This is a genomic window from Streptomyces sp. NPDC060184, from assembly GCF_042728795.1.
Taxonomy (GTDB): Bacteria; Actinomycetota; Actinomycetes; order Streptomycetales; family Streptomycetaceae; genus Streptomyces.
In genome coordinates, this window is record NZ_JBHWYX010000028.1 from 18,907 (window position 1) to 33,688 (window position 14,782).

Annotated in this window: 13 protein-coding genes; all 13 read left to right on the plus strand. The window is 71.0% G+C overall.

The window, feature by feature from the left end; genetic code table 11:
* Positions 1–83: 83 nt before the first annotated feature.
* The 13 genes from ACFWEE_RS19555 to ACFWEE_RS19615 all read left to right on the plus strand — a co-directional run bounded on the left by ACFWEE_RS19555 (position 84) and on the right by ACFWEE_RS19615 (position 14,612).
* Entirely contained in the window at positions 84–1,811 is a 1,728-nt protein-coding gene (locus ACFWEE_RS19555; RefSeq protein ID WP_386890633.1) for a UDP-N-acetylmuramoyl-L-alanyl-D-glutamate--2,6-diaminopimelate ligase, read from the plus strand.
* A 4-nt stretch (positions 1,812–1,815) separates the two neighbouring features.
* Positions 1,816–3,225: a UDP-N-acetylmuramoyl-tripeptide--D-alanyl-D-alanine ligase gene (gene murF / locus ACFWEE_RS19560; RefSeq protein WP_386890635.1), complete on the plus strand. Its 1,410-nt coding sequence runs from the start codon at positions 1,816–1,818 to the stop codon at positions 3,223–3,225.
* Complete coding sequence (gene mraY, locus ACFWEE_RS19565) at positions 3,222–4,292, plus strand: phospho-N-acetylmuramoyl-pentapeptide-transferase (protein ID WP_386890636.1); 1,071 nt, start codon at positions 3,222–3,224, stop codon at positions 4,290–4,292. Before murF ends, mraY begins: the two co-directional genes overlap by 4 nt.
* Positions 4,274–5,734, plus strand: coding sequence for a UDP-N-acetylmuramoyl-L-alanine--D-glutamate ligase (murD, locus tag ACFWEE_RS19570; RefSeq protein WP_386890638.1), 1,461 nt, complete (start codon positions 4,274–4,276; stop codon positions 5,732–5,734). Before mraY ends, murD begins: the two co-directional genes overlap by 19 nt.
* 123 nt (positions 5,735–5,857) lie before the next feature.
* Positions 5,858–7,339: a putative lipid II flippase FtsW gene (gene ftsW / locus ACFWEE_RS19575; protein ID WP_386890640.1), complete on the plus strand. Its 1,482-nt coding sequence runs from the start codon at positions 5,858–5,860 to the stop codon at positions 7,337–7,339.
* Between the two features lie 6 nt (positions 7,340–7,345).
* Positions 7,346–8,440: an undecaprenyldiphospho-muramoylpentapeptide beta-N-acetylglucosaminyltransferase gene (gene murG, locus ACFWEE_RS19580; RefSeq protein ID WP_386890642.1), complete on the plus strand. Its 1,095-nt coding sequence runs from the start codon at positions 7,346–7,348 to the stop codon at positions 8,438–8,440.
* A 49-nt stretch (positions 8,441–8,489) separates the two neighbouring features.
* Positions 8,490–9,284 carry a cell division protein FtsQ/DivIB gene (locus tag ACFWEE_RS19585; RefSeq protein ID WP_386890643.1) on the plus strand — a complete coding sequence of 265 codons (795 nt, stop codon included), beginning with the start codon at positions 8,490–8,492 and terminating at the stop codon, positions 9,282–9,284.
* 275 nt (positions 9,285–9,559) lie between these two features.
* Positions 9,560–10,771, plus strand: a complete 1,212-nt coding sequence (gene ftsZ / locus ACFWEE_RS19590; RefSeq protein WP_386890644.1) for a cell division protein FtsZ — start codon at positions 9,560–9,562, stop codon at positions 10,769–10,771.
* A gap of 77 nt (positions 10,772–10,848) precedes the next feature.
* Positions 10,849–11,592, plus strand: a complete 744-nt coding sequence (gene pgeF, locus ACFWEE_RS19595) for a peptidoglycan editing factor PgeF (protein WP_386890741.1) — start codon at positions 10,849–10,851, stop codon at positions 11,590–11,592.
* Positions 11,589–12,311, plus strand: a complete 723-nt coding sequence (locus ACFWEE_RS19600) for a YggS family pyridoxal phosphate-dependent enzyme (RefSeq protein WP_386890645.1) — start codon at positions 11,589–11,591, stop codon at positions 12,309–12,311. The genes pgeF and ACFWEE_RS19600 overlap by 4 nt, the downstream gene beginning before the upstream one ends.
* A 126-nt stretch (positions 12,312–12,437) precedes the next feature.
* Entirely contained in the window at positions 12,438–13,055 is a 618-nt protein-coding gene (locus tag ACFWEE_RS19605) for a cell division protein SepF (RefSeq protein WP_327175244.1), read from the plus strand.
* A 71-nt stretch (positions 13,056–13,126) separates the two neighbouring features.
* Positions 13,127–13,423: a YggT family protein gene (locus ACFWEE_RS19610; RefSeq protein ID WP_327175243.1), complete on the plus strand. Its 297-nt coding sequence runs from the start codon at positions 13,127–13,129 to the stop codon at positions 13,421–13,423.
* A 49-nt stretch (positions 13,424–13,472) separates the two neighbouring features.
* Entirely contained in the window at positions 13,473–14,612 is a 1,140-nt protein-coding gene (locus ACFWEE_RS19615; protein WP_386890646.1) for a DivIVA domain-containing protein, read from the plus strand.
* Positions 14,613–14,782 lie beyond the last annotated feature (170 nt).

Here is a 14,782-nt window from a genome sequence, read left to right on the forward strand (position 1 = left end):
CGTTCCGGTCGCGTGCGCCGCGGGGCGGGCCGCAGCGCGCGCCGGACCCGGCCGTGACCTCGTACGTTCCCAGGGGAGCACCAGTGACAACCATCACCCCCGATCCGGGGAACCGGAACGAGAAGTTCCGCAACCCCGGCCCCTCACTTCGCGAGAGGCCGGGTCAGCCCGGTACGCTCACCGCCGTGCCCCACGCTGATCAGTACCGAATCACCCCGAAGGACGCGCCCGTGAACTACCCGGGAGCGCCCCGACCGGAACGGCTCAGGCCGACCTCCCTCGGCGAGCCGGCCGCCCGCCTCGGCCTCGAACTGCCCGCGGCGGTGGAGGTCACCGGCATCACCCACGACTCCCGTGCGGTCCGTCCCGGAGACGTGTACGCGGCTCTGCCGGGCGCCAGGCTGCACGGCGCCGACTTCGCGGCCCAGGCCGCCGGACTGGGCGCCGTCGCGGTCCTCACCGACCCGGCGGGCGCCGACCGGGCCGCCACCACCGGCCTCCCGGTCCTGGTCGCCGGGGACCCGCGCGCCGTCATGGGCGACCTCGCCGCCGAGATCTACGGCCGCCCCGGCACCGGCCTGCTCCAGATCGGCATCACCGGGACCTCCGGCAAGACCACCACCGCCTACCTCGTCGAAGGCGGGCTGCGCGGCGCCGGTCACGCCACCGGGCTCATCGGCACGGTCGAGACCCGCATCGGCGACGAGCGCATCAAGTCCGAGCGCACCACCCCCGAGGCCACCGACCTCCAGGCTCTCTTCGCGGTCATGCGCGAACGCGGCGTCCAGTCGGTCGCCATGGAGGTGTCCAGCCACGCGCTGGTGCTGGGCCGGGTCGACGGCTGCGTCTTCGACGTCGCCGTCTTCAACAACCTCAGCCCGGAGCACATGGAGTTCCACTCCGGCATGGAGGACTACTTCCAGGCCAAGGCGCAGCTCTTCACCCCGGAGCGCAGCAGGCGAGGGGTCGTCAACTACGACGACAGCTACGGCCGCAGGCTCGTCACCGAGGCCGGCGTCCCCGTCACCACCTTCTCCGCCGAGGGCCACCCCGACGCCGACTGGCGTGCCGAGGATGTCGAAGTCGGGCCGCGGGACAGCACCTTCACCGTCGTCGGCCCCGACGGCGCGCGCGTCGCCGCCCGGGCCCCGCTGCCCGGCCCCTTCAACGTGGCCAACAGCCTCGCCGCGATCGTCACGCTGGCCGTCGCCGGGATCGACCCGCAGACCGCCGCCGACGGCGTCGCGGCCGTCCCCGGCGTCCCCGGCCGGCTGGAGCGCGTCGACGCGGGCCAGCCGTACCTCGCCGTCGTCGACTACGCGCACAAGACGGACGCCGTCGAATCGGTGCTCCGCTCCCTGCGCAAGGTCACCCAGGGCCGGGTGCACGTCGTGCTCGGCTGCGGCGGCGACCGCGACACCACCAAGCGCGGCCCGATGGGCGCCGCCGCGGCCCGCCTCGCCGACACCGCCGTACTGACCTCCGACAACCCCCGCTCCGAGGACCCGCTGCGGATCCTCTCGGCGATGCTCGCGGGCGCCGCCGAGGTGCCCGTCCACGAACGCGGCGACGTCCTGGTCGACGCGGACCGGGCCGCGGCCGTCGCGGCGGCCGTCGCCCGCGCACGGCCCGGCGACACCGTCCTCGTCGCCGGCAAGGGCCACGAGCAGGGCCAGGACGTCCACGGGGTGGTACGCCCCTTCGACGACCGCCAGGTCCTCCGCGCGGCCATCGCACGGTCCCTGGGGCGTCCCGACGCCGCACCCACCCAGCAGCACGAAGCCCACCACGAGAACAACAGTCAGGGATGACCAAGTGATCGCCCTTTCCCTCGCCGAGATCGCCGAAATCGTCGGCGGGCAGCCGCACGACATACCGGACACCTCGGTCGTCGTCGACGGCCCGGTCGTCATCGACTCCCGGAAGGTGGAGCGGGGCAGCCTGTTCGCCGCCTTCGTCGGTGAACAGGTCGACGGCCACGACTACGCCACCGGCGCCGTGGCGGCCGGAGCCGTCGCGGTCCTGGCCACCCGCCCCGTCGGGGTGCCCGCGATCGTCGTCGACGACGTGGTGGCGGCGCTCGGCGCCCTCGCCCGCCACGTCGTCGTCGACCGCCTCGGGCTGCCCGTCGTCGCCCTCACCGGCTCCGCGGGCAAGACCTCCACCAAGGACCTCATCGCCCAGCTCATGGAGCGCATGGGGCCGACGATCTATCCGGTGGGCAACCTCAACAACGAGATCGGCCTGCCCGTCACCGCCCTGCGCGCCACCGAGGAGACCCAGCACCTCGTGCTGGAGATGGGTGCCCGCTACATCGGCGACATCCGCTACCTCACCGGACTCGTCCCGCCCCGGATCGGACTCGTCCTCAACGTCGGCACCGCCCACATCGGCGAGTTCGGCGGCCGGGAACAGATCGCCCAGGCCAAGGGCGAGATGGTCGAGTCGCTCCCCGAGGACGGCGTGGCCGTCCTCAACGCCGACGATCCGCTCGTGCGCGCCATGTCCTCCCGTACGAAAGCCCGGGTCCTTCTCTTCGGAGAGGCGCCCGAAGCGGACGTACGGGGAGAGAACGTCCGTCTCACAGCAAACGGACGCCCCGCTTTCAGCCTCCACACACCCACCGGGTGCAGCGAGGTGACCATGCGCCTGTACGGTGAGCACCACGTGTCGAACGCGCTCGCCGCAGCCGCCGTCGCCCATGAGTTGGGCATGCCCGTACACGAGATCGCCGAGGCGCTCTCCGAGGCGGGCACCCTCTCCCGCTGGCGCATGGAGGTCACCGAGCGTCCGGACGGTGTGACGGTCGTCAACGACGCCTACAACGCGAACCCCGAATCCATGAGAGCCGCACTCCGTGCGCTGGCCGCCATGGGCAGGGGCCGGCGGACCTGGGCGGTGCTCGGTCAGATGGCCGAGCTCGGTGACGAGTCGCTCTCCGAGCACGACGCGGTCGGACGGCTTGCCGTCCGGCTCAACGTCAGCAAGCTCGTCGCGGTCGGAGGGCAAGAGGCCTCCTGGCTGCAACTGGGCGCTTACAACGAGGGTTCGTGGGGTGAGGAGTCGGTGCACGTGTCCGACGCACAGGCGGCCGTCGACCTGTTGCGCAGTGAACTGCGCCCGGGAGACGTCGTGCTGGTGAAGGCGTCCCGGTCGGTCGGCCTGGAGCTGGTTGCCCAGGCACTGCTGGAGAACTCGACCGAGGGCGAGGTCACCGGCCGATGAGGCAGATCCTCTTCGCGGGGGCCATAGGGCTCTTCCTGACCCTGGTCGGTACCCCGCTGCTCATCAAACTGCTGGCCCGCAAGGGATACGGCCAGTTCATCCGGGACGACGGCCCGCGCACGCACGGCAGCAAGAAGGGCACGCCCACCATGGGCGGCATCGCCTTCATCCTGGCGACGATCATCGCGTACGTCCTGGCGAAGGTCATCACGGGCGAGGACATGCGGTTCTCCGGTGTCCTCGTGCTCTTCCTGATGGCGGGGATGGGGCTCGTCGGCTTCCTGGACGACTACATCAAGATCGTCAAGCAGCGTTCGCTCGGCCTGCGGGCCAAGGCGAAGATGGCCGGCCAGCTGATCGTCGGCATCGCGTTCGCGGTGCTCTCGCTCCAGTTCGCCGACATCCACGGCAACACCCCGGCCTCCACCCGGCTCTCGTTCGTCGAGGACTTCGGGTGGTCGATCGGACCGGTGCTGTTCGTCGTCTGGGCGCTGTTCATGATTCTCGCCATGTCCAACGGCGTGAACCTGACGGACGGTCTGGACGGCCTGGCCACCGGCGCGTCGGTGATGGTCTTCGGCGCGTACACCTTCATCGGCCTGTGGCAGTTCCAGGAGTCGTGCGCCAACGCGATGGAACTCACCAACCCCAGCGCCTGTTTCGAGGTGCGCGACCCACTCGACCTGGCGGTCGTCGCCTCGGCACTGATGGGTTCCTGCTTCGGCTTCCTCTGGTGGAACACCTCGCCGGCCAAGATCTTCATGGGTGACACCGGTTCGCTCGCGCTCGGCGGCGCCCTCGCGGGTCTCGCCATCTGCTCGCGCACCGAGCTGCTGATCGCCGTCCTCGGCGGCCTCTTCGTGATGATCACCATGTCCGTGGTCATCCAGGTCGGCTCCTTCAAGATGACCGGCAAGCGGGTGTTCCGGATGGCGCCGCTCCAGCACCACTTCGAACTCAAGGGGTGGTCGGAGGTCCTCGTGGTGGTCCGGTTCTGGATCATCCAGGGCATGTGCGTCATCGTCGGTCTCGGACTCTTCTACGCGGGATGGGCAGCCAAGAAGTGAGCACCACCAACCCGGCGGACCGGGCGGACTGGCGGGGGAAGCACGTCACGGTCGCCGGACTCGGGGTCAGCGGGATTCCCGCCGCCCGGGCCCTGCACGGACTCGGAGCACGGGTGACCGTCGTCAACGACGGCGACGACGAGCGCTCCCGCGCCCAGGCCGCCGGCCTGGAGGCGGAGGGGATCACCGTCCGCCTCGGCGACGGCGACACCCTGCCCGAGTCCACCGAACTGATCGTCACCGCCCCGGGCTGGAAGCCCGACAAGCCGCTCTTCCGCCAGGCGGCGGCGGCCGGCGTCCCCGTCTGGGGCGACGTCGAACTCGCCTGGCGGCTGCGGGGGATCAAGGGCGGCGAGCCCGCCCCCTGGCTCGCGGTGACCGGCACCAACGGCAAGACCACGACCGTACGGATGCTCGCCTCCATCCTGGAGGCCGCCGGGCTGCGCACCGCGGCCGTCGGCAACATCGGCGTCTCCCTGCTGGACGCCGTGCTGGGCGAGGAGACGTACGACGTGCTCGCCGTCGAGCTCTCCAGCTACCAGCTGCACTGGGCGCCCTCGGTGCGCGCGCACTCCGCGTCGGTGCTCAACCTGGCCCCGGACCACCTCGACTGGCACGGCTCCATGGAGGCGTACGCCGCCGACAAGGGCCGGATCTACGAGGGCAACACCGTGGCCTGCGTCTACAACGCGGCCGACCCCGCCACCGAGGAACTGGTCCGCGAGGCCGACGTGGAGGAGGGCTGCCGGGCGATCGGCTTCACCCTCGGCACCCCCGGCCCCTCCCAGCTCGGCGTCGTCGACGGCATCCTCGTGGACCGGGCCTTCGTCACCAACCGGCAGAAGCAGGCCCAGGAGCTGGCCGAGGTCGCGGACGTCGACCCGCCCGCCCCGCACAACATCGCCAACGCCCTCGCCGCCGCCGCGCTGGCCCGCGCCTTCGGCGTGAAGCCCGCCGCGGTCCGCGACGGACTGCGCGCCTTCCGCCCGGACCCGCACCGCATCGAGCACGTGGCGGACGTCGACGGCGTCCGTTACGTGGACGACTCCAAGGCGACCAACACCCACGCCACCGAAGCCTCCCTCGCCGCCTACGAGCCGATCGTCTGGATCGCCGGCGGCCTCGCCAAGGGAGCGACCTTCGACGAACTGGTGAGCGGCGCCGCGAAGCGCCTGCGGGGCGTGGTCCTCATCGGCCGCGACCGGGCCCTCATCCGCGAAGCCCTGACGCGACACGCCCCCGAGGTACCCGTGGTCGACCTGGACCGGACCGACACTGGGGCCATGTCCGAGGCGGTCGCCGAGGCCGCACGTCTCGCCCGCCCGGGCGACACCGTGCTGCTGGCCCCGGCCTGCGCCTCGATGGACATGTTCGCCAACTACAACGAGCGGGGCGAGGCGTTCGCGGACGCGGTCCGCGCACGCGCCGACGACAGCGCCTGACAGGCCCGGCCCCCGGGCCGTACCGTCCCCGGAGAGAATGTGACCCGGGGGGACGGGTACGGCCCGGTCCGGGCCGCCGGGCCGTCGCCGCCCCGGGCACGATCAGCGGAGGGGACAGCGACTATGCCGGCCGATGAGGGTCCCGACGCCCGAGGACGGGTCCGCGCGCGGGCGCACGCGACGAGGACCGGCGCCTTCCGTACCCGGCCGTTCGCCCCGGCCGCCCTGCCGGCCCGGTCCGGTCCACCGGACGGGGTACCGACCCACCCCGGACTGGCCCTGCGCGGACGGCTCGCCGCGGGCACCGGACGCGGCCCCGCGCCCTCCCGCCCGCCGGCCCGCTCCGCCCCCGCCCCCGGGGGCCCGCGCGGCGGCGGGGTGCGCCGCGCCTACGAGCAGGCACGGCGGGCCTGGGACCGCCCCCTGACGGCGTACTACGTCATCCTCGGCTCCAGCCTGCTGATCATCGTGCTGGGCCTCGTGATGGTCTACAGCGCCTCCATGATCAAGGCGCTGGAACTCGCCAAGCCGAGCACCTACTTCTTCCGCAAGCAGTTCCTGGCCGCCGTCATCGGAGCCGGCCTGATGCTGCTGGCCGCCCGCATGCCGGTCAAACTCCACCGCGGGCTCGCCTACCCGATGCTGCTCGGCACGGTCTTCCTGATGGCCCTGGTCCAGGTCCCCGGCATAGGGATGTCGGTCAACGGCAACCGGAACTGGCTCTACATCGGCGGACCGTTCCAGCTCCAGCCCAGCGAGTTCGGCAAGCTGGCCCTCGTGCTGTGGGGAGCCGACCTGCTCGCCCGCAAACAGGACAAGCGGCTGCTCACCCAGTGGAAGCACATGCTGGTCCCGATGGTGCCCGTCGCCTTCATGCTGCTCGGCCTGATCATGCTCGGCGGCGACATGGGCACCGCGATCATCCTCACCGCGATCCTCTTCGGCCTGCTCTGGCTCGCCGGTGCGCCCACCCGGCTCTTCGTCGGCGTGCTCGGCTTCGCCGGGGCCATCGCCGTCCTGCTGATCAAGACCAACCCGAACCGCATGTCCCGGCTCGCCTGCGTCGGGGTCAGCGAGCCGGACGCCGCGGGCGGCTGCTGGCAGGCCGCGCACGGAATCTACGCCCTCGCGTCCGGTGGCTGGTTCGGATCGGGACTCGGTGCGAGCGTGGAAAAATGGGGACAACTGCCCGAACCCCACACCGACTTCATCTTCGCCATCACCGGCGAGGAACTGGGTCTGGCGGGGACTCTGTCGGTGCTCGCCCTCTTCGCGGCTCTAGGCTATGCGGGTATCCGCGTGGCCGGACGCACGGAGGACCCCTTCGTGAGGTACGCCGCGGGAGGTGTGACGACCTGGATCACCGCGCAGGCTGTGATCAACATCGGTGCGGTGCTCGGCCTGCTGCCGATCGCCGGAGTCCCGCTCCCGCTGTTCTCCTACGGGGGGTCGGCCCTGCTGCCGACCATGTTCGCGGTCGGGCTGATGATCGCCTTCGCGCGGGAGCAGCCCGGTGCGCAAGCGGCCCTGGCCATGCGGAGGCCCGGGGTGAGATGGAAGACGATGAGACGGCGCGTCAAGAAGCGTCCGTCCGGAGAGCGGTGAATTTCGGTGCATGTCGTACTCGCCGGCGGGGGGACCGCCGGCCACATCGAGCCCGCGCTTGCCCTCGCAGACGCCCTGCGCAGGCAGGACCCGACCGTGGGCATCACCGCCCTCGGCACGGAACGCGGCCTGGAGACCAGGCTCGTACCCGAGCGGGGGTACGACCTGGCGCTCATCCCGGCCGTACCGCTGCCCCGTAAACCCACACCGGAGCTGATCACCGTCCCGGGCCGGCTGCGCGGCACCATCAAGGCCGCCGAGCAGGTCCTGGAACGCACCAAGGCCGACTGCGTGGTCGGCTTCGGCGGTTACGTCGCGCTGCCCGGCTACCTCGCCGCCAAGCGCGCCGGAGTGCCGATCGTCGTCCACGAGGCCAACGCCCGCCCCGGCCTCGCCAACAAGATCGGGTCCCGGTACGCCCACGGCGTCGCCGTCTCCACCCCCGACAGCAAGCTGCGCGGCGCCCGCTACATCGGCATCCCGCTGCGCCGCACCATCGCCACCCTGGACCGGGCCCGGGTCCGCCCGGAGGCGCGCGCCGCCTTCCAGCTCGACCCCAACCTGCCCACCCTGCTGGTCTCCGGCGGTTCGCAGGGCGCCCGCCACCTCAACGAGGTGGTCCAGCGGGTCGCGCCGCTGCTCCAGCGCTCGGGCATCCAGATCCTGCACGTGGTCGGCCCGAAGAACGAATTGCCGCGTATCGACAACATGCCCGGTATGCCGCCCTACATCCCGGTACCGTACGTGGACCGGATGGACCTCGCGTACGCGGCGGCCGACATGATGCTCTGCCGCGCGGGCGCGATGACCGTGGCCGAACTCTCCGCCGTCGGGCTCCCCGCCGCGTACGTCCCGCTGCCGATCGGCAACGGCGAACAGCGGCTCAACGCCCAGCCGGTGGTCAACGCCGGCGGCGGCCTGCTGATCGACGACGCGGCCCTCACTCCCGAGTGGGTGCAGGCCAACGTCCTTCCGGTGCTGTCCGATCCGCACCGACTGTACGAAATGTCGCGTGCCGCCGCCGAGTTCGGCCGCCGCGACGCCGACGACCTGCTCGTCGGCATGGTGTACGAGGCGATTGCCGCACGCCGTCAGGCGTGAGGCGGGGCGGGCCCGGGGCGTGCACCCCGGGCCCGGCGAAGGAGCGAGCGTGGCCGGACCGACGACCGCCCAGCGCGGTTCAGGGCAGCAGGCGGACACTCCGGCGCGCGCGCCGCACGCCGGACCCGGACGGGGCGGGTCCGCCCGCCGCAGGAACCTCGTCCTCGGCGCGGCCGGGGCCGCCCTGCTCGCCGGGGGCCTGGCGTGGGCGCTCTGGGGCTCCTCCTGGCTCCGGCTGGAGGAGGTCGGGGTCGGCGGGACGGACGTCCTCTCCCCGGCCGAGGTGGAAGCGGCGGCGGCGGCTCCGGTCGGCTCGCCGCTGATCGGTGTGGACACCGATTCCCTGGAGCGGCGGTTGCGCCGGAAGCTCCCCCGTATCGACACCGTGGACGTCACGCGTTCCTGGCCGCACGGAATCGATATCGAGGTGACCGAGCGAAAGCCGGTCCTCCTGGTGAAAAAGGGCGCAAAGTTCACCGAAGTGGACTCCGAGGGTGTGCGGTTCGCAAGCGTGGACAAAGCGCCCAAGGGTGTTCCGCTGCTGGAATTGAAACCCGATCGTTCCGCGAGTCTGCGCCGTTTCGGCGGTGACCGTCTGTTGCTGGAGGCGGTCGGGGTCGTCGGCGACCTCCCCGCCGCCGTCGCCCGGGACACCGAGGTCGTGCGGGTGACCTCGTACGATGCGATCTCACTGGAGCTGACGGGGGGCCGCGAAGTGGTCTGGGGCAGTGGTGAACAGGGCGCGGTGAAGGCGAAAGTCCTCACCGCCCTGATGAAAGCGGCACCCAAAGCGGGACACTTCGACGTGAGTGCGCCCACCGCTCCTGCGTCTTCCGACAGTTGACGGGTATTTGGCCTGACCAGCACCCTGGTTGGTCATCGCTACGGGTGATCACATAGGGTGAAAAGAAAAACGGGAGGTTCGGCGTGTTCGTTGAACGTGCGCCACTTGTCGACTTAGTGTCCTGTTCGGAAGAGTCCAAGAAGCAGACACACTGGTAACCCTAAACTTCAGCGTTAGGGTTTGGGTCGGCGTTCGGACCGTCCCCATCGACATCCGTCGTCGCGGCGGGCCACCGCAGAGCGACGACACGTAAATCGAGGCGAGAGGCCTTCGACGTGGCAGCACCGCAGAACTACCTCGCAGTCATCAAGGTCATCGGTGTCGGCGGCGGTGGTGTCAATGCCATCAACCGAATGATCGAGGTCGGTCTCAAGGGCGTCGAGTTCATCGCGATCAACACGGACGCGCAAGCGCTGTTGATGAGCGACGCCGACGTCAAGCTCGACGTCGGCCGCGAACTCACCCGGGGACTCGGCGCCGGGGCCAACCCGGCAGTCGGTCGCAAGGCGGCAGAGGACCACCGTGAAGAGATCGAGGAGGTCCTCAAGGGGGCCGACATGGTCTTCGTCACCGCAGGAGAGGGCGGCGGCACCGGCACCGGCGGCGCACCCGTCGTCGCCAACATCGCCCGCTCGCTGGGTGCCCTGACGATCGGTGTGGTCACCCGCCCGTTCACCTTCGAGGGCCGTCGGCGCGCGAACCAGGCGGAGGACGGCATCGCCGAACTCCGCGAAGAGGTCGACACCCTCATCGTCATCCCCAACGACCGGCTGCTGTCCATCTCGGACCGCCAGGTGAGCGTGCTCGACGCGTTCAAGTCGGCCGACCAGGTACTGCTCTCGGGTGTCCAGGGCATCACCGACCTCATCACCACGCCCGGCCTCATCAACCTCGACTTCGCCGACGTCAAGTCGGTCATGTCCGAGGCCGGTTCGGCGCTCATGGGCATCGGTTCGGCCCGCGGCGACGACCGCGCGGTGGCGGCGGCCGAGATGGCGATCTCCTCGCCCCTCCTGGAGGCGTCCATCGACGGCGCCCGCGGCGTGCTGCTCTCCATCTCCGGCGGCAGCGACCTCGGTCTCTTCGAGATCAACGAGGCCGCCCAGCTGGTGAGCGAGGCGGCGCACCCGGAGGCGAACATCATCTTCGGCGCGGTCATCGACGACGCGCTGGGCGACGAGGTGCGGGTCACCGTGATCGCCGCGGGCTTCGACGGCGGCCAGCCGCCGGCCCGCCGAGAGAACGTGATCGGCGCCGCTTCGGCCAAGCGCGAGGAGCCCGCCCCGCCGGCCCGGCCCGAGCCGGTCCGCCACTCGGCCGGACTCGGTTCCGTACCGCCGCGCGAGGAGGCCCCGGCCCCGGTCGAGGCCACGCCGGTCGCGAACGACATCTCGCTGCCGCCGGTCTCCCCGCCGCACGTTCCGACGGCCCGTCCCTACCAGGACACCCAGGCCGAAGAGCTGGACGTACCGGACTTCCTGAAGTGATAGACCGGCACGACGTGGTCCCCGCGCACCTCGCGGGGACCGCGGAGACAGCAGAACCCGCAGCGGACACGTCCGGCATCGCCGGCGCCCACTTCGCCTTCACCGACCGGTGGGGCGGAGTGAGCGCCGCCCCGTACGAGTCCCTGAACCTCGGCGGCGCGGTCGGAGACGACCCCGCCGCCGTGGTCGCGAACAGGGCCCGTGCGGCCGGCTCCCTGGGGCTCGACCCGGAGCGGGTCGTCTGGATGAACCAGGTGCACGGCCGCGAGGTCGCCGTGGTCGACGGGCCGTGGGGCCCGGGCCGCGAGATCCCCGCGGTGGACGCGCTGGTGACCACCCGTCGGGGGCTGCCGCTGGCGGTGCTCACCGCCGACTGCGTCCCGGTCCTGATGGCCGACCCGGTCGCCGGGGTCGTCGCGGCGGCACACGCCGGCCGCCCCGGGCTCGTCGCCGGAGTCGTCCCCGCAGCCGTGCGGGCGATGCTCGCCCTCGGCGCCGAAGCCTCCCGGATCGTCGCCCGCACCGGACCGGCGGTCTGCGGCGGATGCTACGAAGTCCCGGCCGCCCTGCGGGACGAGGTCGCCGGGACCGTCCCCGCCGCCCGGGCCGAGACCCGGTGGGGAACCCCGGCGGTCGACGTCGTCGCCGGAGTCCACTCCCAGCTCCACGCCCTCGGCGTGCGCGACGCGCGGCGTTCGCCCTTCTGCACGCGGGAGTCGGACGACCACTTCTCGTACCGGCGCGACCGCACCACCGGAAGGCTCGCCGGATACGTCTGGCTGGACGATCACCTCGACCAGGACGACGAGGACAAGGCATGACGGACCGCAGCACGGAACTCGCCGACAACCTGGCGCGGGTGGAGGAACGTATCGCCTCCGCCTGTGCCGCGGCCGGCCGGCCGCGGGACGAGGTCACCCTCATCGTGGTCACCAAGACCTACCCCGCGAGCGACGTGCGGATCCTGCACGGACTCGGTGTGCGTCAGGTGGCCGAGAACCGCGACCAGGACGCCGCCCCGAAGGCCGCGGACTGCTCGGACCTGTCGCTCACTTGGCACTTTGTCGGTCAACTTCAGACCAACAAGGTTCGTTCGGTGACGCGTTATGCCGATGTCGTGCAGTCGATCGACCGGATCAAGCTCGTTTCCGCACTCTCCACGGCTGCGGCCGGAGAGCGGGAGACTGAACTCGGCTGCCTGATCCAGGTCGCCCTCGATGCCGGGAACGGCGAGCGCGGCGACCGGGGCGGCGTCGCGCCCGAGGGTGTGGAAGCGCTGGCCGACGCGGTGGCGGCGGCACCCGGACTCCGGCTCGACGGACTGATGACGGTCGCTCCGCTCGCCGGTCCGTACGCGGGACGGCAACGGGCCGCCTTCGAGCGGCTGATGGAAATCTCATCCCGGCTGCGCGCGGACCATCCGGCTGCGAACATGGTTTCCGCGGGGATGAGTTCGGATCTTGAGGACGCCGTGGCGGCCGGAGCGACACATGTGCGCGTCGGTACTGCGGTACTCGGAGTCCGACCCCGGCTCGGGTAACGTCGCGAAGCAGGTCGGACCACAGCAGAAAATATGGTCATTCCCGCTCATTACGGGGCAGACCACCGTGGATCGCTGGCACTTGGTGACGATTGCCGATCCACCACAGAGCGGAGGACTCGGAGCATGGCCGGCGCGATGCGCAAGATGGCGGTCTACCTCGGCCTCGTGGAGGACGATGGGTACGACGGTCCGGGGTTCGACCCCGACGATGAATTCGAACCCGAGCCGGAGCCCGAGCGGGACCGGCGCAGGCATCAGCCCGCGCATCAGGTGGAGCGGGAGCGCGAACGGGACGAACCGGTACGAGTGGTGCAACCCCCCGCGCCGCGCGAGCCGGTTCAGCTCCCCGCGGACAGCGTGCGACCCGCCCGGATCGCACCCGTGGCATCCATCACACCTGAGCGCCCCAACCTGGAGAAGAACGCACCCGTGATCATGCCCAAGGTCGTCTCCGAGCGGGAGCCGTACCGCATCACCACGCTGCACCCCCGGACCTACAACGAGGCCCGTACCATCGGGGAACACTTCCGCGAGGGCACTCCGGTGATCATGAACCTCACGGAGATGGACGACACGGATGCAAAGCGACTTGTCGACTTTGCCGCGGGACTCGTCTTCGGACTTCATGGCAGCATTGAGCGCGTGACGCAGAAGGTGTTCCTGTTGTCGCCTGCTAACGTCGATGTCACGGCGGAGGACAAGGCCCGCATCGCAGAGGGCGGGTTCTTCAACCAGAGCTGAGAACGCGACACGGGAACAACCCGGCCGAGAGGCCGGAGCTTACGAGAGCCAGGGGAGAGGGAAGCGCGGTCATGGGCGTCGCACTCGATGTGGTCTACATCGCGCTGATGTGTTTCCTCATCGTGCTGATCTTCCGGCTGGTCATGGACTACGTCTTCCAGTTCGCGCGTTCATGGCAGCCGGGCAAGCCGATGGTGGTCGTTCTTGAGGCCACCTACACTGTCACCGATCCACCGCTCAAGCTCCTGCGGCGGTTGATTCCGCCGCTGCGTCTCGGGGGCGTGGCACTCGACCTGTCCTTCTTCGTTCTGATGATCATCGTCTACATCCTGCTCACCCTCTTGGGCAACATTGCGAGCAGCGTGTGAACGATACGGTCTTGCCGACTGCCGACGACTACGTAGAGGTGAAGAAGAGATGCCGCTGACCCCCGAGGACGTGCGGAACAAGCAGTTCACGACCGTCCGCCTCCGAGAAGGCTATGACGAGGACGAGGTCGATGCCTTCCTCGACGAGGTCGAATCCGAGCTGACCCGACTGCTCCGCGAGAACGAGGACCTGCGCGCCAAGCTGGCCGCCGCGACGCGTGCCGCCGCGCAGAACCAGCAGCAGCAGGCCATGCGCAAGCCTCCGGAGCAGCAGCAGGAGAGGCCCGGGGCTCCCGTGCCCGCCGCCATATCGGGTCCGCCGGTCCAGCAGCAGCCCCCGCAGATGGGTCCGCCGCAGCTGCCCGCCGGTCCCAGCGGTCACGGCCCCCAGCAGGGTCAGCAGGGCCCCGGTCCGCAGGGTCAGCACGGCCCCGGCCCGATGCAGGGCGGTCCGATGGGCGGTCCCATGGGTGGCCCCATGGGTCACGCCCCGCAGCAGATGCACCAGCAGATGCAGCCCATGCAGCAGATGCAGCAGCCGATGCAGCAGATGCAGCAGCCCGGTCAGGGACCCGGCGGCGACAGTGCCGCCCGTGTCCTGTCGCTGGCTCAGCAGACCGCCGACCAGGCGATCGCGGAGGCCCGTTCCGAGGCCAACAAGATCGTCGGCGAGGCGCGCAGCCGCGCCGAGGGTCTGGAGCGCGACGCGCGGGCGAAGGCCGACGCGCTGGAGCGGGACGCGCAGGAGAAGCACCGCGTGGCGATGGGCTCGCTGGAGTCGGCCCGCGCGACGCTGGAGCGCAAGGTCGAGGACCTGCGCGGCTTCGAGCGCGAGTACCGCACCCGCCTGAAGTCGTACCTGGAGAGCCAGCTGCGTCAGCTGGAGACCCAGGCCGACGACTCGCTGGCCCCGCCGCGCACTCCCGCCGCCGCGTCGCTGCCGCCGTCGCCCTCGCTGGCTCCGGCCGGTGCCGGTGCGATGGGCCACGGCATGGGCTCCGGCAACCACGGCGGACCGTCGATGGGCGGCAACCCGTCCATGGGCCCCGGGCCGTCGTTCGGTGGGCAGCAGCAGATGTCGCCCGCGATGACGCAGCCGATGGCACCGGTACGGCCGCAGGCGCCGCAGCCGATGCAGCAGGCTCCGTCGCCGATGCGCGGCTTCCTCATCGACGAGGACGACAACTGACCGGCTCGCGCTCGCTGAGCGCGTAGCCGTCGGCAGGCTGAGGGCCGGGCCCCGGGGATCTCCCCGGGGCCCGGCCCTTTTCGCGTACCGGCGGCGGGGCGGCGGCTTCCGGTCGGCATCGCGAAACGGACGGAAGCGCCCCGGAGTTGGGTGAAATCAACTCGGATACG

What these genes read in the sequence shown, in the direction of transcription:
- ACFWEE_RS19600 (WP_386890645.1), top strand. Translation starts at nt 11,589, where the DNA reads ATGACGGACCGCAGCACGGAACTCGCCGACAACCTGGCGCGGGTGGAG.
- murD (WP_386890638.1), top strand. Translation starts at nt 4,274, where the DNA reads ATGGGCAGCCAAGAAGTGAGCACCACCAACCCGGCGGACCGGGCGGAC.
- ACFWEE_RS19615 (WP_386890646.1), top strand. Translation starts at nt 13,473, where the DNA reads ATGCCGCTGACCCCCGAGGACGTGCGGAACAAGCAGTTCACGACCGTC.
- mraY (WP_386890636.1), top strand. Translation starts at nt 3,222, where the DNA reads ATGAGGCAGATCCTCTTCGCGGGGGCCATAGGGCTCTTCCTGACCCTG.
- ACFWEE_RS19605 (WP_327175244.1), top strand. Translation starts at nt 12,438, where the DNA reads ATGGCCGGCGCGATGCGCAAGATGGCGGTCTACCTCGGCCTCGTGGAG.
- ftsW (WP_386890640.1), top strand. Translation starts at nt 5,858, where the DNA reads ATGCCGGCCGATGAGGGTCCCGACGCCCGAGGACGGGTCCGCGCGCGG.
- ACFWEE_RS19610 (WP_327175243.1), top strand. Translation starts at nt 13,127, where the DNA reads ATGGGCGTCGCACTCGATGTGGTCTACATCGCGCTGATGTGTTTCCTC.